At 69.6% G+C, this 18,581-nt stretch carries 18 protein-coding genes; 10 read left to right on the top strand and 8 right to left on the bottom strand.

What is annotated here, in order from left to right; all coding sequences use genetic code 11:
* Window positions 1-5 precede the first annotated feature (5 nt).
* The gene (locus tag VFK57_16565) at window positions 6-767 is read left to right on the top strand and encodes a fatty acid desaturase family protein (GenBank protein ID HET7697329.1); all 762 of its coding nucleotides are present in this window, start codon (window positions 6-8) and stop codon (window positions 765-767) included.
* Window positions 730-1,845: a sterol desaturase family protein gene (locus VFK57_16560; GenBank protein ID HET7697328.1), complete on the top strand. Its 1,116-nt coding sequence runs from the start codon at window positions 730-732 to the stop codon at window positions 1,843-1,845. The genes VFK57_16565 and VFK57_16560 overlap by 38 nt, the downstream gene beginning before the upstream one ends.
* On the opposite strand, the gene VFK57_16555 is transcribed toward VFK57_16560, so the two are convergent.
* The 3 genes from VFK57_16555 to VFK57_16545 are packed head-to-tail and all read right to left on the bottom strand — an operon-like array spanning window position 1,838 to window position 6,809.
* On the bottom strand, window positions 1,838-4,222 hold the full coding sequence (locus tag VFK57_16555) for an ADOP family duplicated permease (GenBank protein ID HET7697327.1): 2,385 nt from the start codon (window positions 4,220-4,222) through the stop codon (window positions 1,838-1,840). The genes VFK57_16560 and VFK57_16555 overlap by 8 nt on opposite strands.
* Before the next feature lie 18 nt (window positions 4,223-4,240).
* Window positions 4,241-6,064, bottom strand: a complete 1,824-nt coding sequence (locus VFK57_16550) for a hypothetical protein (protein ID HET7697326.1) — start codon at window positions 6,062-6,064, stop codon at window positions 4,241-4,243.
* Complete coding sequence (locus VFK57_16545) at window positions 6,045-6,809, bottom strand: ABC transporter ATP-binding protein (GenBank protein HET7697325.1); 765 nt, start codon at window positions 6,807-6,809, stop codon at window positions 6,045-6,047. The genes VFK57_16550 and VFK57_16545 overlap by 20 nt, the downstream gene beginning before the upstream one ends.
* Before the next feature lie 98 nt (window positions 6,810-6,907).
* Between VFK57_16545 and VFK57_16540 the strand changes: the two genes are divergently transcribed.
* From VFK57_16540 to VFK57_16520, 5 genes are all read left to right on the top strand, one after another.
* Window positions 6,908-8,899 (top strand): S9 family peptidase, encoded by a 1,992-nt coding sequence (locus VFK57_16540; GenBank protein HET7697324.1) that lies wholly within the window; start codon window positions 6,908-6,910, stop codon window positions 8,897-8,899.
* On the top strand, window positions 8,896-9,462 hold the full coding sequence (locus VFK57_16535) for a SprT family zinc-dependent metalloprotease (protein ID HET7697323.1): 567 nt from the start codon (window positions 8,896-8,898) through the stop codon (window positions 9,460-9,462). The genes VFK57_16540 and VFK57_16535 overlap by 4 nt, the downstream gene beginning before the upstream one ends.
* A gap of 187 nt (window positions 9,463-9,649) precedes the next feature.
* Window positions 9,650-12,049, top strand: a complete 2,400-nt coding sequence (locus VFK57_16530; protein HET7697322.1) for an ABC transporter permease — start codon at window positions 9,650-9,652, stop codon at window positions 12,047-12,049.
* A 42-nt stretch (window positions 12,050-12,091) separates the two neighbouring features.
* Window positions 12,092-12,688: a hypothetical protein gene (locus VFK57_16525; GenBank protein ID HET7697321.1), complete on the top strand. Its 597-nt coding sequence runs from the start codon at window positions 12,092-12,094 to the stop codon at window positions 12,686-12,688.
* Window positions 12,689-12,744: 56 nt separating this feature from the next.
* Window positions 12,745-13,512: an RNA methyltransferase gene (locus VFK57_16520; GenBank protein HET7697320.1), complete on the top strand. Its 768-nt coding sequence runs from the start codon at window positions 12,745-12,747 to the stop codon at window positions 13,510-13,512.
* Here the strand turns inward: VFK57_16520 and VFK57_16515 are convergent.
* Window positions 13,498-14,334, bottom strand: a complete 837-nt coding sequence (locus VFK57_16515) for a hypothetical protein (GenBank protein ID HET7697319.1) — start codon at window positions 14,332-14,334, stop codon at window positions 13,498-13,500. The genes VFK57_16520 and VFK57_16515 overlap by 15 nt on opposite strands.
* 21 nt (window positions 14,335-14,355) lie before the next feature.
* Here VFK57_16515 and VFK57_16510 point away from each other — a divergent pair, with 21 nt between their 5' ends.
* Entirely contained in the window at window positions 14,356-14,982 is a 627-nt protein-coding gene (locus tag VFK57_16510; GenBank protein ID HET7697318.1) for an alpha-ketoglutarate-dependent dioxygenase AlkB, read from the top strand.
* 150 nt (window positions 14,983-15,132) lie between these two features.
* Here the strand turns inward: VFK57_16510 and VFK57_16505 are convergent, their stop codons facing one another.
* The 3 genes from VFK57_16505 to VFK57_16495 are packed head-to-tail and all read right to left on the bottom strand — an operon-like array spanning window position 15,133 to window position 16,661.
* A complete protein-coding gene (locus VFK57_16505) occupies window positions 15,133-15,558 on the bottom strand; it encodes a SufE family protein (GenBank protein ID HET7697317.1) in 426 nt (141 codons plus the stop codon).
* Between the two features lie 9 nt (window positions 15,559-15,567).
* On the bottom strand, window positions 15,568-16,434 hold the full coding sequence (locus tag VFK57_16500; protein ID HET7697316.1) for a sulfurtransferase: 867 nt from the start codon (window positions 16,432-16,434) through the stop codon (window positions 15,568-15,570).
* Window positions 16,435-16,439: 5 nt separating this feature from the next.
* Complete coding sequence (locus tag VFK57_16495) at window positions 16,440-16,661, bottom strand: zinc ribbon domain-containing protein (GenBank protein ID HET7697315.1); 222 nt, start codon at window positions 16,659-16,661, stop codon at window positions 16,440-16,442.
* 75 nt (window positions 16,662-16,736) lie between these two features.
* Between VFK57_16495 and VFK57_16490 the strand changes: the two genes are divergently transcribed.
* Window positions 16,737-16,913 carry a hypothetical protein gene (locus VFK57_16490; GenBank protein ID HET7697314.1) on the top strand — a complete coding sequence of 59 codons (177 nt, stop codon included), beginning with the start codon at window positions 16,737-16,739 and terminating at the stop codon, window positions 16,911-16,913.
* 18 nt (window positions 16,914-16,931) lie between these two features.
* The gene (locus VFK57_16485; protein ID HET7697313.1) at window positions 16,932-17,900 is read left to right on the top strand and encodes a YncE family protein; all 969 of its coding nucleotides are present in this window, start codon (window positions 16,932-16,934) and stop codon (window positions 17,898-17,900) included.
* 85 nt (window positions 17,901-17,985) lie between these two features.
* On the opposite strand, the gene VFK57_16480 is transcribed toward VFK57_16485, so the two are convergent.
* A complete protein-coding gene (locus VFK57_16480; protein ID HET7697312.1) occupies window positions 17,986-18,549 on the bottom strand; it encodes an outer membrane beta-barrel protein in 564 nt (187 codons plus the stop codon).
* Window positions 18,550-18,581: the final 32 nt, after the last annotated feature.

Below are 18,581 nucleotides of genomic sequence, written 5' to 3'. Positions count from 1 at the left end.
GCCCGATGACCCCGGCACGAGGCGGAGACGATGACGTGCTGCCGGCTCACTACGAGACCACGCGCGGGCAGTTCGCCCTCTCGGCGGTCTCCATCGCCGCGGCGTTCGCCGGACTCGCGGCGCTCGCGGTCCGCCTGGGCTTGCGCCATGAAGCGTGGCCGTGGTGGACGCCGCTGGCGCTCGCCTGCGGTGTGATCGCCGCGGATCTCGGCTCCGGGCTGGTGCACTGGGGCGCCGATACGTGGGGACGCGACGACCTGCCGGTCATCGGGCACCGGTTGCTGGTGCCCTTTCGCGTGCACCACATCAACCCGGACGACTTTCTGCGCCGGACGTTCGTCGACACCAACGGCGACGTCGCGTTCATCACCGCCCTCGTCCTGACGGGGCTGCTGGCGATGCCGCTCGATCCGCCGTGGGCGGTGCCGCTGGCGATGTTCGGGCTCGCGCTCTGCGGCGTCGGCATGATGACCAATCAGATTCACCAGTGGGCGCACATGCCGTCGCCGCCGGCGCTCGTTCGCGTGCTGCAGGACGCCGGCCTGATCCTCGGCCGAGACGCGCACGCGACGCATCATGCGCGGCCGTACGACGCGCACTACTGCATCACGACCGGCTGGTGCAACCGGCCGCTCGAGGCGATCGGCTTCTTCCGCGCGCTCGAGCGGATCGTGACGCGCGTCACCGGCGCGCGGCCGCGGCACGACGACGAGCGATACGAAGAACGGTATGGCCGCGGGATCCCATCTTTCGCTGCACACGACTGAGCCGACCGGGCTCGGGACAGGATTCACCAGCGGCCTGCTGTCCGCCATTCTGGGAATCGCCGGCTTCGGCGCCGTGCTGTGCCTGCGTTTTCCCGAGTACCTGACGTTCGCCGACCTGCGGCCGCTCTACGTGATGCCGTACGTCCGCGCCGTGGTGCACGTCACGCTGGTCGCGGCGTTCGTCCTCGGCACCGTCAGCGCGTTCCTGCGCGCCAACAAGACGCTGGCGCTGGTCGGGATCGGCTTCACCCTGGCGGCGGCGCTGCTCGGCGGATCGCAGGCATCGGCCGGCGCCGATCCGTCCGGCCGGGCCTGGTTCGGGGTGGACTTCTTCGTCCTGAATCTGCTGCTCTACTCGGCGGTGTTCGTGCCGCTGGAGCGCTGGTTCGCGCTGCGCGCCGAGCAGCCGGTGTTCAGGCGGCAGTGGCCGGTCGACCTGACCTACTTCTTCGTCAATTCCCTGCTGATCGAGGTGCTGACGATTCTCACGCTGAAGCCGGCGCTGATCCTGTTCGACTGGGCCCGCCCGGGATGGCTGCTCGGATCGCTGCCGCTGGCCGCTCAGGTGCCGCTGCTGCTGCTCGTCGCCGACTTCACGCAGTACTGGGTGCACCGCACGTTCCACACCGTGCCGTGGCTGTGGCCGTTCCACGCGATTCACCACTCGATCGAGGAGATGGACTGGCTGGCCGGGTCACGCCTCCACCTGGTCGACGTGATCGTCACGCGCGGACTGACCTACGTGCCCATCTTCCTGCTCGAGTTCTCGGAGCGGGCGCTGATGATCTACGTCTTCCTGGTCGCCGTGCAGGCGACCTTCATCCACGCCAACGTACGCTGGGAGTTCCGCCCGATCCGCCGGCTGATCGCCACCCCCGCGTTCCATCACTGGCATCACGCGGCCGAGCGCGAAGCGATCGACAGGAACTTCGCCGTGCACACGCCGCTCTGGGATCTGCTGTTCGGCACCTACTACCTGCCGGACCGCTGGCCGTCGGCCTACGGGCTCGCCGGCGGCCGCAAAGTGCCGTCCCGCTGGCTGACGCAGCTGCTCTATCCGTTTCGCAGCGCTAAATAGTGCGCAGCGCCTCCGCGGGCGCGATGGCGGCGGCGCGGCGTGCGGGCGCGTAACTCGCCAGCGCGACCAGTGCCGCAACCGCAGCGGCGAGCGCGCCATACGTCAGCGGATCGGTGGCGGCAACGCCGAACAGCAGCCCCTCGAGCACGCGGCTCGATGCCGCCGCGATCGCCGTTCCGCCGATCACGCCCGCCGCGGCGTAGCCCGCCGTCTCACGCAGCATGAGGCGCACGACCGACGCGCGATCGGCGCCGAGGGCCATGCGGATTCCGATCTCGCGCCGCCGCCGGGTGACGGCGAACCGGACGATGCCGTAGACGCCGATCCCGCCCAGGGCCAGGCCCGCGGCGGCGAACGCCGTCAGGAGCGCGGCGAGGAGCCGCGGACGGCCGAGCGTGGTCCCCACCAGCGCCCGCATCGTCTGCAGTTCCGCGATCGGCACGCCGCGGTCGACCGACCACACAGCTTCCCGCACCGCCGCGGCGACGGCGAGCGGGTCGCCCGACGTCCGGACGGCGAGCATCAGCGCCGGATTGTTGCTGCCGTCCGCGAACCTGTAGAACTCCGGCGCGGGCGCCACGTCGAGAGCGGCGGTATGCACGTCGCCGACCACGCCGACGATCGGCGTCCAGGGTCCCGCGGTGCGGCCGGTCCGGATGCGCCGGCCGACCGCCCCCGCGGCGCCGCCGAAGTGCCGCTGCGCGAACGCGCGGTTCACGATCACACCCGCGCGAGTTGCCGCGCGGTCGATCGCTCCGAACACACGTCCTGCGAGCAGCGGTTGTCCGACGGCTTCGAAATACGCGCCGCGCACGAGCTTGACGTTCGCGGTGGGACGCGCCTCTGCCGCGCCCAGGGGCTGGCCCTCCACTTCGTAGGCCTCGACCCAGTTGATGCCGCTGAACGGCAGGTGCTGGATCGCGCCCGCGCGCTGCACGCCCGGCACCGAGCCGATTCGTTCGAGCACCAGATCGTAATAGGACCCGATGGCGGCCGGTTCGCGATAACGCGCGCCGGCCGGCTGCACGCGCAGCGTGAGCAGCCGGTCGACGTCGATTCCGGCGTCGACCCGATTGAGCTGCATCAGGGTGCGGGTCATCAGCCCGGCGCCGATGGTCAGCACCAGCGCGAGCGCGATCTGCACTGCGACCATCACGCCGCGGGCGCGGCGTGCGGCGGATGATTCACTCGAGGCCCCTTCGCGAAGCAGGGTGCCGAAGCGGCGGCGGCCGGCGGCAATCGCCGGCAGGATCGCGCACAGCATCGCCACCGCGATCGCGGCGCAGACGATCGCCCCCGCGACGACCGCGTCCACGCGGATCTCGCCAATGCGAGGTGTGTCGCGCGGCAGCAGCCGGACCACTGCCGGCATCGCGGCGGCGGCCACCGCGACGCCGATGGCGGCGCCGGCGCCGGTGACGAGCAATCCTTCCGCGACCTGCAGCCGCACGAGCGCTCCTCGCGAGGCGCCGAGCGCCGCGTGGACGGCGAACTCACGCGCGCGAGAGATCCCGCCGGCAATCAGCAGCGTCCCGAGATTGGCGCCGGCGATCAGGAGCATGAAGGCGACCGCCGCGCCGAGCACGATCACGGAGCCGCGCACGTCGCCGGTGGTCGCCGCGCGCAGATCCTCGATTCGCGCCGTCTGCCCGAAGCTGGCCGGGTACTTCAGGTCGGCGCGCATCGCCGGCATCAGCGCCCTGAACGCACCGTCCGCCCGCTCCACCGTCACTCCATCCGCCAGACGGCCGATCAGCAGCGAGAAGTTCAGCCGATCGTAGAAGGCGGCGCGATCGGCAGGGAGCGGCGACCACGCGTCCGTCCGCGGCGTCATGACCTCGAATCCCGGCGGCATCACCGCCACGATCTCGTGCGGCACGTCGTCCAGTCTGACGGTGCGGCCGACGGCGGCCGGATCGCCGCCGAAGCGCGTCCGCCAGAACCGGTAGGTCAGCGCGAGCACGCGCGGCGAGCCGGGACGTTCGTCGCCGGAGCGAACCAGCCGGCCGAGATAGGGACGGGCGCCGAGCAGTTCGAACAGATTGCCCGAAACGCGATCGACGGTGATGCGCGATGGATCGCCGGCCCCGGTCATCGCGAACGTCCATCCCGGAGCGACGGCCGCGATCGCGTCGAGGCCGGCGGCGCGTTCGCGCAGGTACCGCAGATCGACCTGGGACATGAACCGGCCCGGCCATACCGCCACGACGCGATCCGGTTCGGCGAACGGCAGCGGCTTGAGCAGGATGCCGTAAGCGGCGGACCCGACCGCCGCATTGGTCCCGGCGCCGAGTGCGATCGTCGCGACCGCGACCGCGCTGAACCCCGGCCGACGTCGAAGGGCGCGCATCGCCATGCGCAGCGTGTGAAGCACCATCCGGGACCTCCGGACGGTTTAGACGGGGCGGGTGCCTTCGCCGTTAGCGCGCGAGGCGACTGCCTGCGCCGCGTGGATCTCGGACAGGTTGAAGCCCTGGAACATCTGGTCGTCGGGCATCTCCGCCTCGAACGGCACGTCCGTCCACGCCCGCACCTTCCACTTGCGGCGCGCCCACAGCGCGAGCGCGATCGCGCCGAAAATCGCCACCGCCCAGGCGATGCCGCTCGTCCCGCCCGATCGCATCAGCTCCCGTTCCAGATTCGCCGATGTCATCGTGTAGGTCGTGAAGGCGGTGAGATAGAGCGCCCAGAGCAGATGAAACTGCGACGCGCCGGGGACGTACGGACGCGTCAGCGGAATCCCTCGATACCGCAGGAGCATCAACTCGCACAGCACGGCCGCCAGCGCGAAACAGTAGGCGGCATGCTGTGCCGCGACGCGAGGGCCCCACAGCGCGCCCGCGGTCATCGCCGCGGTCAGCGCCGTCGGGACGGCGACCACGAGCAGCATCGTCTTGTGTACGGCGGCGTCGACGCGCCGCGGCTCGATCGCGGTGGTCTGGAACACCCAGCGCGCCGGCATCTCCGCCGGAATCGTGATCAGGATTCGAAATCCGACCGCCAGCGCGGCGCTCAGCACCAGCGGCAGCGCGAGGGCGAACACGGACGGCTCGGCGAATGCGCTGGCGCCGCTGCGCAGGATCTCCGGCAGTACAAAGGTAACCATCATCGCCAGCCCGGCGCCGACGTAGATCGACATCAGCATGCTGTGCCGGCCGCTGCGGGAGATGGCGCGCAGCACGAATGCCGCCACTGCCTGTTCCGCCGGGCGGCGAATCACCCGGCGGAGCAGCCACGACGCGAGCGTGACGCCGATGAAGCGCGTGGATCGCGGCGGCGTTTCCATCGCCCTGGCGAGCAGCCGCTTGTAGCCGAACGCGTAGATGCCGATCGTGACGGCGAGCGGAACGATCGCGGCCGCCGCGCCGCGCAGCGCCAGCGCCGGCATCACGCCGCGAGCCGTGCCGGCCAGGTATTCGTACAGGCCGAGGAACCAGGCAGAGGGGGAAAAGCGGAGAACCGGATCCGCGGCGTCCCCGCGCAGGAACGCGTCGACGGTGACGCCGCGAATGCCGCCGATGAACAGCAGCGACACCAGCAGAATCAGCACCGACGACACCTGCGCCAGCGACGCGAGGCGGGCGGCCGTGCGCCGCCCGAGTCCGAGGATGACGATCCCCTGCAGCGACGTCACGCTGAAGAAGACGAACACGTCCGCCGCGGCGGTGGCGATGAAGTGGGCCAGCATCGCGCGCGGCATCGCCGACGCCTGGCCGAGCGCGACGACCGGGAAGATCAGCGATGGCAGGGCGTTCAGGCCGATGACGAAGACGACGCAAAGGGCCATCAGTCCGGCGAGGCGGCCGATCATCTGCACCGGCAGCGAAACCGGCATCGGCGTGAGCACGAACGCGTCGCGCCGCGCCGGGAAGAGCGTGTCCCACAGGACCACCGAGACGAGCCCGACCGCCCCCGCGGACATCACCAGGAAGATCATCCGATCGCTCCACATCGTCCGCTCGATCAGCTCGGGGAAGTAGGTGCGCAGGAACGAGTACTTGTAGAGCTGGGCGACGGGGAAGAGCAGCGAGGGAGCGACGAGGAACGCGGTGGCCCAGATGATCGCCGGGGCCTGCATGCCGGTGGGCATCAGGTCGCTCTGAAGGAAACCGTCGAACGTCGCGCGCGCGATCGTCCTGACCTGCCCTTCGACGGTGGCGCGGCCGGCGCCGGACGCCTGGCACGGCTGCCGCTCCGGTTCAGTGGCTGATGGCGTCAACGATCTCTCCGGCAACCGCGTCCACGTCGGTCGTGAACACCAGCGCCCGGAACGCGTCCTCCAGCGAGGCCGCGTTGACCTGCTGGCGGACCAGCGCAATCGCCGCGTGCGCGGCCACGCGGCCTTCTTTCAGGATCAGCACTTCGCTGCAGACGCGCTCGACCATCTCGAGCTCGTGCGAGCTGTAGATGACGATCCGTCCGCTTGCGGCGAGCCGCTGGATCAGGCTGCGCACGACCAGCGTGGCGCCGACGTCCAGCCCCGAGCACGGCTCGTCGAGGATGATGATCGACGGATTGTGGATGAGCGCGGCGGAGAGCAGGATCTTCTGCCGCATCCCCTTGGAGTACGCGCTCATCGGCGCGTCGCGATCGGTCTGCAGACCGAAGATGCCGAGCAGCGCGTCGATGCGGCGCCTCGTATCTGCTTCGGGCAGGCCGCGCAGCCGCGCGCAGAACGTCAGGTACTCGGCGCCGCTCATCCAGGTGTAGAGCTGCGCCTCCTCGGGGACGTAGCCGAGCCCCGCCTTGTAGCGCAGGATGTCGCTGCGGACGTCGGCGCCGTCCAGCGTCACGGTTCCGCCGGAGGGATCGAGCAGCCCCGTGAGCATGCCGACGGTGGTGGACTTGCCGGATCCGTTCGGCCCGAGCAGGCCGAGGACCGCCCCCCGCTCGATCCGGAAGTTCACGTCCCGCACACCCGTAATGGCCGAGTAGTACTTCGTCAGGCCCCGGGCTTCGAGCATGCACCATCGGACACCGGAACGCCGCGGATGTTCCCCGCGTGGAATCCGGCATCCGCTGGTGGCGCTGCGGGCCGGGTGAGCTTCGATAAGATTGAGCCATGAGAGCTTCGCTTTTCGCCGCCGCCCTGGCGGCGCTCGCGGCCCCGGCGTCGGCTCAGCGGGCGATGACGATTGAGGATCTGATCGGCGCGGTGCGCGTGGCCGATCCGCAGCTGTCACCCGACGGACGCGCGGTTGCGTTCGTGCGGACGACGACGAACGCGAGCACCGGCGCGCGCAACGCCGACATCTGGGTCGTCGCCGCCGACGGCACGTCGGCGCCGAAGCTGCTGGTCGGCGGCGACAAGACCGAGAACACGCCGCGCTGGTCGCCGGACGGGAAGCGCCTGGCGTTCATCTCGACGCGCGACGGCGATGCGAATGTCTACGTCGCCGATGCCGACGGCGGCAACGTCCGCGCGGTGACCAGGGCCGCCGGCGGCGTGCAGCCGCCGCTCGTCTTCTCTCCCGACGGCTCGATGCTCGCCTTCGTGTCCGACGTGAAGCAGGGGACGGCGCCGCCGGGCAGCGTGCACCGCGTGACGCGGCTGCTCTACCGGCACTGGGACGAGTGGCGCGAGAACATCCGCCACCACATCTTCGTCGCGCCGGTCGCCGGCGGCGAGCCGCGCGATCTGACGCCGGGAGACTTCGATTCGCCGCCGGGGCAGCAGGAGGACGCCGCGGTCGCCTTCACGCCTGACGGCCGCGAGCTGGTCTTCGTATCGAACCGCGACGGCGCCGACAGGGAAGCCTGGTCGACGAACAGCGACGTGTGGTCGGTGCCGGTGAGCGGCGGCCCGGCGAAGAAGCTGACGTCGAACCCCGCGGCGGACGCGCAGCCGGCGTTCACGCCCGACGGGAAGCAGATGATCGTCCGCGCGCAGCGGCGGGCGGGCTTCGAGTCCGACCGTTCGTACCTCGACGTCTACGACACGTCCACCTGGCAGAGGCGCACCGTGTTCGAGACGCCTGACCTGTCCGTGAGCGATTTCCGGCTCTCGGGTGACGGGCAGACGATCTATTTCACCGCCTCGGCGAATGGAACCGACAATCTCTACAGCGTGCCGCTCGCCGGGGGAACGCCGGTGGAACGGCAGCGCGGCGGGTCGATCGGCTCCTTGACGATCGGACGCGGCATCGTCGCCTTCGTGCGGTCCACCATGACCTCACCGCCCGATCTTCATGCCATCCGTCTCGACGCCGACGGGCGCGCCGCGGTGCAGCTGACGCGCGAGCACGACGCATGGATGCAGGCGGTGCAGTTCCAGAAACCCGAGAGCCTGAGCGTCGCCGGCGCCGGCGGCACGCCGATTCAGTACTGGCTGATCAAGCCGCCGGGGTTCGATGCGTCGAAGAAGTACCCGGTGGTGTTCCTGATTCACGGCGGCCCGCAGGGGGCGTGGGGGGATGCCTGGTCGACCCGGTGGAACCCGTCGCTGTGGGCCGCGCAAGGCTGGGTGGTGGCGGCGCCGAATCCGCGCGGCTCCACCGGGTTCGGGCAGCGCTTCACCGACGAGATCTCGCAGGACTGGGGCGGCAAGGTCATGACCGATCTCGACGCGGTGTTCAACGCGGTGGCGAAGCTGCCGTACGTGGATGCCGCGCGGCAGGGGATCGCCGGCGCCAGCTACGGGGGCTACGCGGTCAACTGGATCATCGGGCACGGCGACCGTTTCAAGGCCGCGGTCAGTCACGACGGGGTGTTCAACCTCGAATCGATGGCGCTGTCGACCGAGGAGCTGTGGTTCACCGAGTGGGAGTTCGGCGGACCGGCGACGAGCGCGCGCGCCCGGGCGCAGTTTGCGAAGTGGTCGCCGCACCTCTTCGCCGATCGCATCAGGACCCCGACGCTGGTGATCACCAACGAGCTCGACTTCCGCGTGCCGGTCGATCAGGGGATGCAGCTCTTCACCGCGCTGCGCCGCCACGGCGTCCCGAGCGAGATGCTGATCTTCGCCGACGAGGGGCACTGGGTGCTGAAGGCGCAGAACAGCAGGACGTGGCACGAAGCCGTGTTCCGCTGGCTGCGGACCCACCTGTCGAATTGAGCGATCAACCGGGGCTCCCGTTCGACGCGCCGCCGCCCGACGAGTTCCGCATCCATTTCGTGCGCATGCGGCGGGCGCGGCGCTACGTGATGCGGGTGCGGCCGGACGGCGACCTCCGCGTCACCATTCCTCGCGGCGGCTCCAAGGCTGAAGCGCTGCGCTTCGCCGGCCGCCATCTCGAGTGGGCGCGGCGCCAGCGTTCCCGGCTGCTCGCGGCGAAGCGCCCGGCCTCGCTGGATCGGGAGCTGCGCGACCGGGCGCGGCACGAGCTGCCGCCGCAGCTGCTCGCGCTGGCGGCGCAGCACGGTCTCGAGGTGCGGCGGGTGTCGATCCGCAACCAGCGGTCGCGCTGGGGCTCGTGCTCGCCGGGCGGACACATCTCGCTCAACTTCCGCCTGCTGCTGATGCCGGCGGACGTGCGCGAATACATCCTGATCCACGAGCTGATGCACCTGCGGCAGGCGAATCATTCGATTCGCTTCTGGCGGCTGGTCGAAGCGGCATGTCCCGGCTTTCGTGAGGCGGAGCGGTGGCTCAAGCGGCACGGCCCCGCGCTGTTCTAGCGTCCCCCGCGCCCTCCGCCGTGTCCGGATCCGGGCGTCCGCTCGCGAATCCGGACGCCTGCCGCCTGCGTTGACCTGAAAACAGGCCCGATCCCGCACCGCCGGCCTGGCACGACCGTCGCTTTTGCCCCGACGCACGCGCCTCCAGCCACGAGCCGGACACCGGCAGCCAGCACGCGATGAAACGATGGATCACCTGACGCAAGACATCCACTACGCCCTCCGCCGCCTGATCAAGTCTCCCGGCTTCACCGGCGTCGCCGTGCTCACGCTCGCGCTCGGCATCGGGGCCAACAGCGCCATCTTCAGCGTCGTGAACGGCGTGCTGCTCGAGCCGCTGCCGTATCCGCAGGCGGACCGGCTCGTCGGCGTGTACCACACGAGCGAGGGGGGGCGCACCGTGATGTCGGGACCGAACTACACCGACGTCGCGCGGCTGGCGACGAGCTTCGAGAACTCGGCTGCCTACAACACCTCTCGCATGATCCTCACCGGCGAAGGGGACGCGGTGCGGCTGCAGGCGGCGGAGGTCAGCGCCTCGCTGTTCAACGTCCTCTACGTCCGCCCCGCGCTGGGGCGATCCTTCGCCGCTGACGAGAACACACCGGGACGCACCAACGTGGCGATCCTCTCGCATGGCTTGTGGGAGCAGCGTTTCGGCGGCGATCCGGCGGTGATCGGCCGACGCGTCGTGCTCGACGGCGTGCCGCGCGAGGTCGTGGGCGTCATGCCGCGGGGCTTCTCGTATCCGTCGGGCCGCGAGATCTGGGTGCCGCTCGAGTACGACGGGAACTTCGTCAGCCGCCAGCGCGGCGCGTGGTTCCTCGGGGTCGTCGCGCGCCTGAAGGGCGGGATCACGCCGGGGCAGTCCGCCGCGGAAGTGGAGACGCTCGGCCGCAATCTCGCGCGGCAGTACCCGGACGCCAACGGCGAGATCGGCATGACCACGATGCCGCTCCTGGAGGCGACGGTGGGGGAGATCAGGCGCTCGGTCCTGATCCTGCTCGGCGCCGTCGGCTTCGTGCTGCTGATCGCCTGCACGAACGTGGCGAACCTGCTGCTGGCGCGCGCCGCCGCGCGCGAGTCGGAGATGGCGGTGCGGGCCGCGCTCGGCGCGGGGCGCGGACGTCTGGTGCGCCAGCTGCTCACCGAGAGCGTCGTGCTGTCGCTGCTCGGCGCGGGCTTCGGCCTGCTGCTCGCGGTGTGGGGCGTCGAGCTGCTGGTCAGCCTGAAACCGGAAGGGATTCCGCGGCTGAGCAACGTGCAGGTGGACGGCACGGTGATCGCGCTGGTGACGGGCGTGCTCGTCGGCCTCGTCCCGGCGTTCACCGCGACGCGCGGGATCTCGGCGTCGCTCAGGGAAGCGGGGCGCGGTGCGGTGACCAGCCGCGCCGGCGTGCACGTCCGCGGCCTGCTGGTGATCGCCGAGCTCGCGCTTGCCGTCATGCTGCTGGCCGGTGCGGGGCTGCTGATGCGCAGCTTCCTGAAGCTGCAGGCCGTCGATCCCGGATTCGACAGCGCGCAGGCGCTGACGTTCGAGCTGACGCTGTCGGATTCGCGGTACGAGCGGGACGAGGCGCGGATTCAGTTCTTCGATCAACTGCTCGGCCGGCTGCGCGCGCTGCCTGGCGTGCGCAGCGCGTCGGCGGTGATGGGACTGCCGCTGAGCGGGCTCGATTTCATCATCAGCTTCGAGGTGAGCGGCCGCCCGCCGGTGCCGCCGTCGCAGCAGCCGGCGATCCAGGTGCGGGTCGCGACGCCGGACTACTTCGACGCCATCGGCATTCCGCTCGAGCGCGGGCGCGGCTTCACCGAAGCGGATCGGATCGGCACCCCGCGGGTCGTCCTCATCACCGCAGCGGCGGCGCGGCAGTTCTTCCCCGGCGAGGATCCGATCGGCAAGACGATCACCCTCGGCTGGCGGCGCGCCCCCGGCGGCGAGCGGGCCGGCGGCGAAGTGATTGGGATCGTCGGCGACGTCAAGGACGCGGCGCTCGACGAGCCCAACCCGCCGCAGATCTACATGCCGCTGCGGCAGTGGCCGGTGTCGTTCATGACCGTGGTCATGAAGACGTCGGTGCCGCCGGCGTCGCTCGCCGACGCGGCGCGCGCCCAGCTGGCCGCCATCGATCCGAACCTGCCGTTGTCGGAAGCGAGCACATTGGACGCGGTCGTGGCGCGCTCGATTTCCCAGGAGCGGTTCTATCTGACGCTGCTCACCGCTTTCGCCGGCGTGGCGCTGGCGCTGGCCGCCATCGGCATCTTCGGCGTCCTCTCGTATGCCGTGGCCCAGCGCACTCGCGAGATCGGCATTCGCATGGCGCTCGGCGCGCAGGAACGCACGGTGATTGCGCTGATCGTCCGCGAGGCGATGATCCTGGTGGCGTCCGGCGTCGTGCTCGGCACGCTGGCGGCGCGGTTCCTGTCCGAGACCATGACCAGGATGCTCTTCAGCATCACGCCGGCGGACCCGGTGACATTTGCGGCCGTGGCCGGCCTCCTGATGGCCGTGGCGCTCCTGGCCGCCTACATTCCGGCGCGCCGCGCCACGCGCGTCGACCCGGTCGTCGCCCTCCGCGCCGAGTAGTCCGGCGGGCCGGAAGCCTGATATAGTTGGCCTCTTCTGGCCGTGGAGTATTCGCTCAAACAGTACGGGCTCCACCAGGGAGCGCTCGAGATCCAGTACATCGAGGAGTTCTTTCTCGATTTTCCGAGGAAGAAGACGGCGAGCGAGGTCATCGCCCGCCTGAGCAACCGCGATCACCAGATTCTCATGGCCGAGGCCCCGCTGCCCGACGACAGGGGCACGGTGGTGCCGGTGTCGTTCAAGGTCGCGCACGAGCTGCGCGCCAACGAGAACGATCCGAAGCTTGCCGACCTGGTCGCCCAGCTCGAGGACGTGGTCGAATTCGACGGCCGCCGCGTCCTCTATCAATGGATCGGCGGCACGCGCAGCGACTGGCGCGGCCAGGGGCACTTCCGCGCCCTCACCGAGGAGCAGGAAGTCTGGGCGCTGAGCAACGGCTTCGACGAGATCCTGGTCAAGACGAAGAACAAGTTCTACGAGATGCGCGCCGCCCTGGCGCAGCTGCACTATCACGTGATCCGCTTCGTGCCGTCGACGACCGCCACCGGCGAGTCGAAGGTGTTCCTGAGCAAGCGTCTCGGCCAGCACGTGCTCGACACGCATCGCAGCCGGCGGTCCCTGACGCGGCGCGACACGTGAGCGCCCGGCGGGAGGTCGGACCCCCCGCCTGACCGCCTGACGATTCCTTCGCGGGCATGATCGGCATCGAGGCGTATCGGCTGGTCGGCGATCCTGCGGCGCTCGAGCGCGCCGGACTGTTCGTCGCCGAAGGCCGCCTCATCGTCGAACGGCTGCTCCTCGATCTGCGGTTTCGCGTCCACTCCGTCGCCGTCACGCCGCCGGCGGCGGCAGCCCTGGCGTCCGTCTTCGCTCAGCGTCCGGACGTGGCGGTGCATCTCTGCGATCCCCGGGAGCTGGAAGCCCTCACCGGGTTCGACTTTCATCGCGGCTGTCTCGCGCTGGCCTGGCGGCAGCCGCCGGCCATCACGCTCGACAGTCTGGCCGGAGCGCGGAGAGTACTGGCGCTCGAGAGCGTCGGTAACCCGGACAACGTCGGCGGACTGTTCCGCACCGCTTTTGCGCTTGGCATCGACGCCGTCCTGATCGATCGCCGGACCGCGGACCCGCTCTATCGGAAGGCGATTCGGACCTCGATGGGCGCGACGCTGCGGCTGCCGTTCCTGCGCCTCGAGGCGTGGGCGGACGATCTGCAGACACTGCGATCGCGCGGATTCCGCGTACTGGCGTTGACGCCGCACCCCGACGCAGTGCCGCTGCCGGCGGTGAAGGTGACCGACGACGACCCGCTCGTGATCGTCGTCGGATCCGAAGGCTACGGACTGACGGACGGTGCCCTGGCGCAGTCGGATCTCGCGGTGCGCATTCCGATCGACCCGCGCGCCGATTCGCTGAACGTGGTCGTCGCCGCCGGAATCGCGCTGAGCCGGCTATCGGTCCGGTAGGCGAGTGGGGGCGATCAGCTTCACGCCCTTTCTCGTCGTGGACAGAGAGAACCGTTCGTTCAGCTTGACGCTCTCAGGCACGGCGTAGGTCAGCACGTATTGATTCCGCAGGTGGTTCGTGAGCTTCGCGATCGCCGGCGTCAGTGCGGTATTGCCGGTCACCTGCTCGATCATCCCGCCGCTCTGCCTCGGCCCGTCGCCGAGCACCCGTCCGAGTTCGGCCCCCGTGACGTAGACGACGCTCAGGCTGGCGCCGCTGCTCGTCAGCGCCCTCATCGCCTCGTCGGCCAGGTCGGACTGCGTCTTTTCGCCCGTCGCCGACAGCACGATGATCAACGGACGCCGCGCCCTGAGCTGCTGCAGTTCCCGGGCGGCGTCGTTGACGCCGGCGATGATCTGCTCGGTATCGGCCAGGACTCTCCCGCGCGGGCCCATGCGCCTCACCGCCTCGCGCAGGTCGTCGCCGCTCTCGGTGAAATCCAGCACCTTGATGGCTTGCGGACTCAGCAGCCGGATCGTGTACGCCGCCTTCCCGAACGTCGCCTGGATCAGCTGGGAGACCGCGCCCTGAAATCCGCCGGTGCCGCCGTCGTCGACGAGAATCGACAGCTGCATCGGCGCCGTGGCGGGGCCGACCGCCTCGATGACGCGGTCCTTCCCGCCCTCCTTGACCGCGAGGTCGGCCGCCGCCAGGTCGGTGACGTGGCCGCCTTTCGAATCGACGGCAGAGAAATAGACGGTGCGGGTGACGTCGGCGCGCGGCCGGGCGGTCACGGTTGCGGTGGTCAGCAGGACCAGCGGCAGCACGAGCATTCGATTCATAAGAAGTGAGAGTATCGTCAGGTGCTGCCACGCGTGCAAATCGGCGAGGGGCTGACGCTCTTTCCGTCGCGCCTCCCCTCTGCCGCACAGCGGGAGCTATGGGCCACGTGCCGCGCGCTGGCCGATGGTCCCGTCCCGATGTACGTGCCGACCGTCCGCGGCGGCAGGAAGATGAGCGTCGGCATGCTGTGCCTCGGCAGGCACTGGAACGGGCTCACCTACCGCTACGAGGCCACGCGGTCCGACTTCGACGGTCTGGCGGTGCCCCCGCTTCCGTCCCGCTTCGTCGAGATCGCGCGCGGCGCGGCTGCGGACGCGGGGTTCGAGATGTCGCCGGACCTCTGCATCATGAACTACTACGACGCGGATGCGAAGATGGGCGTGCACCAGGACAAGGACGAGCGTCCGGAAACGATCGCCGCCGGCGTCCCGATCGTGTCGATCTCGCTGGGTGACGCGGCGCGCTTCGTGATCGGCGGCCTGTCGCGGCGCGATCCGACCAGCCCGATCGTGCTGCGTTCGGGCGACGTGCTGGTGATGGGCGGCCCGTCGCGCCTGCGCTATCACGGGGTCACGCGGATCCTGCCCGGCACGGCGCCCGAAGGCACCGGTCCGGGCCGGTTCAATCTGACGTTTCGCCAGTGGTAGGGAAGTTCGAGGTTCGAGGATCGAGGATCGAGGTGCGCGGTGCGCGGTGCGCGGTTCACGGTGCGAGGTGCGAGGCGCGGAGTAAGCAGGCGTGATGAGAGCCGCCAGCGGAAAGCGGAAAGCGGAAAGCGGCCGGCGGCTCCGCGGCAGCTACTTCGCCGCAGCCTTCGCCAGCGCGCGCACCGCATCCACCATCGACATCAGCCCCATCCCCTTTCCCATCGAAATGTTCTGCCGGAAAATCTTCTCGACGATGTCGGGGGTGATGGTGGCGATGTCAGCGGCAGGAAGGCCGGAGAGCGTCCGGTCGAGGATCGCGGCGAGCGCCTTGGCGGAAATCCCCGACGGGTTCTCGACGGCGAAGTAGAGCTTCAACGTCCCGTCGGGCATCTTCTGCGCCCACACGTACGCATCCGACTCGCACTGCGGCACCTGGTGCGACCTGGCAAACGGCCGCGTGGCAACCGACGGCGGCACTTCCTTGAACTGATCCGCGTACGAGAGCAGCATGCTCGTGCGATCCGCCGGGTCGAACATCTGGAACGTCTCGACGAGCTGCTGCAGTTTGTCGGGCAAGAGGCGCGGCTACTTCTCGATGGGCACGTTCACCATGTTGCCCCACTCGGTCCAGCTGCCGTCGTAGTTGCGGACGTGCTCGAAGCCGAGCAGGTACTTCAGCGCGAACCAGGTGTGGCTGCTGCGCTCGCCGATCCGGCAGTAGGCGATGGTCTCCTTCGACGGCGACAGCTTGTTGTCGTCGCAGTAGAGCTTCTTCAGTTCGTCGGCGGTCTTGAACGTCCCGTCGTCCGGGTTGATCGCCTTGGCCCACGGCACGCTCTTCGCGGTGGGGATGTGCCCGCCCCGCAGCGCCCCTTCGTTCGGGTAGTCGGGCATGTGCATGCGCGTGCCGGCGTATTCCTCCGGACTGCGCACGTCGACGAGCTGCCCCTGCTTCTTCAGGTGCGCCATCACGTCGTCGCGATACGCGCGGTGCGGCGGATCGTTGCGCTCGGACGCCTTGTAATCGGTGCGCGGATACGACGGCACGTCCCGCGAGAGCGGCCGGCTCTCCTTCTGCCACTTGATGCGTCCGCCGTCCATCACCCTGGCATTGGTGTGGCCGAACAGCTGGAACACCCAGAACGCGTAACACGCCCACCAGTTGTTCTTGTCGCCGTAGAAGACGACGGTCGTGTCTCTGGTCGCGCCGATGCGCGACATCAGCGATTCGAAGCCTTCACGGGTGATGTAATCGCGGCGCAGCTGGTCGTTGAGATCCGACGTCCAGTCGACGTGGACCGCGCCGGGAATGTGGCCCGACGAGTAGAGCAGTGTGTCCTCGTTCGACTCGACGAGCCGAATCGACGGATCGTTGAGATGCTGCTCGACCCAGTCGGTCGAGACGAGCGCTTCCGGATGCGCGTAGCCGCGCTGTTCGATTGGCGTAGCCATAGTGCTCAATTCACGTTGTGCGAGCAGCCGCAGTGGCCGCCCTGGGACCTGCAGGCGGGCAGAGCTTCCGTCTCTTTCCGCCCGCCAGTCCCGACCATTCCCGGCGACGACAGCAGTTTCTGCAGATCCGCGCCGTGACAGGCGGGACACGCGGCCGCCCGGTCGGCGGTGACGAACGCTTCGAAATGCCGCCCGCAGCCGCGGCATGCGTACTCGAACATGGGCATAACAGAGCGATTCTATCAGGTACCCCGTTTGCTGCTTCCGCCGGCATGGCCAACAACCTTCCCGGCAAAGCCGGCGTGAAGTCATCAGCAAAGAAGCTCGACGCGAGCCGTCACGGCTTCGATCCGCACCCGGCGGCGGGCCCCGTCCCCGGCGCGGACGGCCAGGAACCGCGCCGCCGCCGCAAGGAGCCGGGCACGGCGACGGCGCGCGCCGGCAAAGGCGCGGCGCTCCGTGCGCAGAGGCGCGGCTGAGGCGGTAGTATGAGGCGCATGACGCGCCTCCTCACCGTCCTGCTGGCCCTCGCGCTCCCGCTCCCGGCGGCCGCCCAGAGCAGCCGCCTCGTCGTACTCAACAAGGAAGACGCCACGCTGGTCGTCGTGGATCCCGGCAGCGGCAAGCTCCTCGGACGCGTGCCGACCGGAGAAGGACCGCACGAAGTGACGGTGTCGCCCGACGGCCGGACCGCCTTCGTCGGGAACTACGGCGCGCAGACGCCGGGCGCGACGATCTCGATCATCGATCTGGGGGCGATGAAGGAGCTGCGCCGCGTGGAACTCGGAGCCTTCCGGCGGCCGCACGGCATGTGGTTCGCGGATGGCAAGGTGTACTTCACCGCCGAAGCCAACCGCGCCATCGCGCGTCTCGATCCCGCGTCGGGACAGATCGACTGGGTGCAGGGCACCGGACAGGCCGGCACGCACATGGTCTGGGTGAGTCCGGACGCGTCGCGGATCTATACCTGCAACATCGGCTCGGACAGCATGACGATCATGGAGCGCGGCAGCAATCCGCTCGCGTGGAACGTCACGACGATCGCGGTCGGCAGGGGGCCGGAGGGCTTTGACGTGACGCCGGACGGCCGCGAGCTGTGGGTCGCGCACTCGCGCGATGGCGGCGTGTCGATCATCAACCTCGCCGACAAGAAGGTGACCGGAACCATCGATGCGCAGACGAAGCGCTCGAACCGGCTGAAGTTCACGCCGGACGGGAGGCTCGCGTTGATCTCCGATCTCGACAGCGGCGACCTCGTCGTGATCGACGTCGCGGCGCGGAGGGTCAGCCGGCGCGTGCCGCTCGGCCGGATGGTGGAGGGAATCCTGGTTCCGCCGGACGGCGCGCGGGCGTACGTCGCCGTGACCGGAGACCATCAGATTGCCGTCATCGATCTGAAGACACTCGAAGTGACCAGCCGCATCGAGCCGGGCAAAGGACCGGACGGCATGGCGTGGGTGAAGTAGCTGCTTCGCCGCGGCTATGAGACTGCGCGGCGGGCCTCCCTCGGCATGGACGGAAGGCCCTCGTAGGGCGTTGCCGGCGCGGCGCTCAGCGGCCGCCGAACACCAGGCCGACGATGACCTGGAATTCTTTCGCGGTGAGGTCTTCGGCCTGGATGAAGCGGCCGTTGACTCCGAAGCGGAGACCGACGCTGCGCGAGAAGTAGGCGTCGACGCCGGCGCCGGGCTGCCAGGCGAACTCGCTGCCCGACTCGCTCAGGCCGAATCCTGACAGGCGTCCGCGCGCCGCGCCGAACAGCACCTGCCCGTACGGCCGCGCCGCGCCGCTGCGGCCGCGGACCCGCACGCCGGCGCCGTAGAAGTCCACCTTCAACTCGATTTCGGTGCCCAGCTCGTCGAAGGTCCGCCGGTTGCTCGCGACTTCGCCGACCAGGGAGAGCCAAGGCCCGACGCCGACGCCCAGCGACGCGAAGATGCCCTTCGCCAGGTTGCCCGACACTTCGCCGCTGTTGGCAAGCTCGTTGTCGCGCAGAAACGAGTAGCCGGCCGCGAAGTCGACTCCCTGCGCCGCCGCGGCGGACGGCGCGGCGATGCCGGTGATGACGAGAAAACCGGCGATCGCGCACACGTATTTCACTGCCTGTCTGAACATGAAGGCCTCCTGCACGAAGACTAGGACGTTCG

The sequence above is a fragment of the Vicinamibacterales bacterium genome, assembly GCA_035699745.1.
GTDB lineage: Bacteria > Acidobacteriota > Vicinamibacteria > Vicinamibacterales > 2-12-FULL-66-21 > JAICSD01.
The sequence above is the reverse complement of the archived record's forward strand: the minus strand, read 5'-3'. Positions and strand labels throughout refer to the sequence as shown.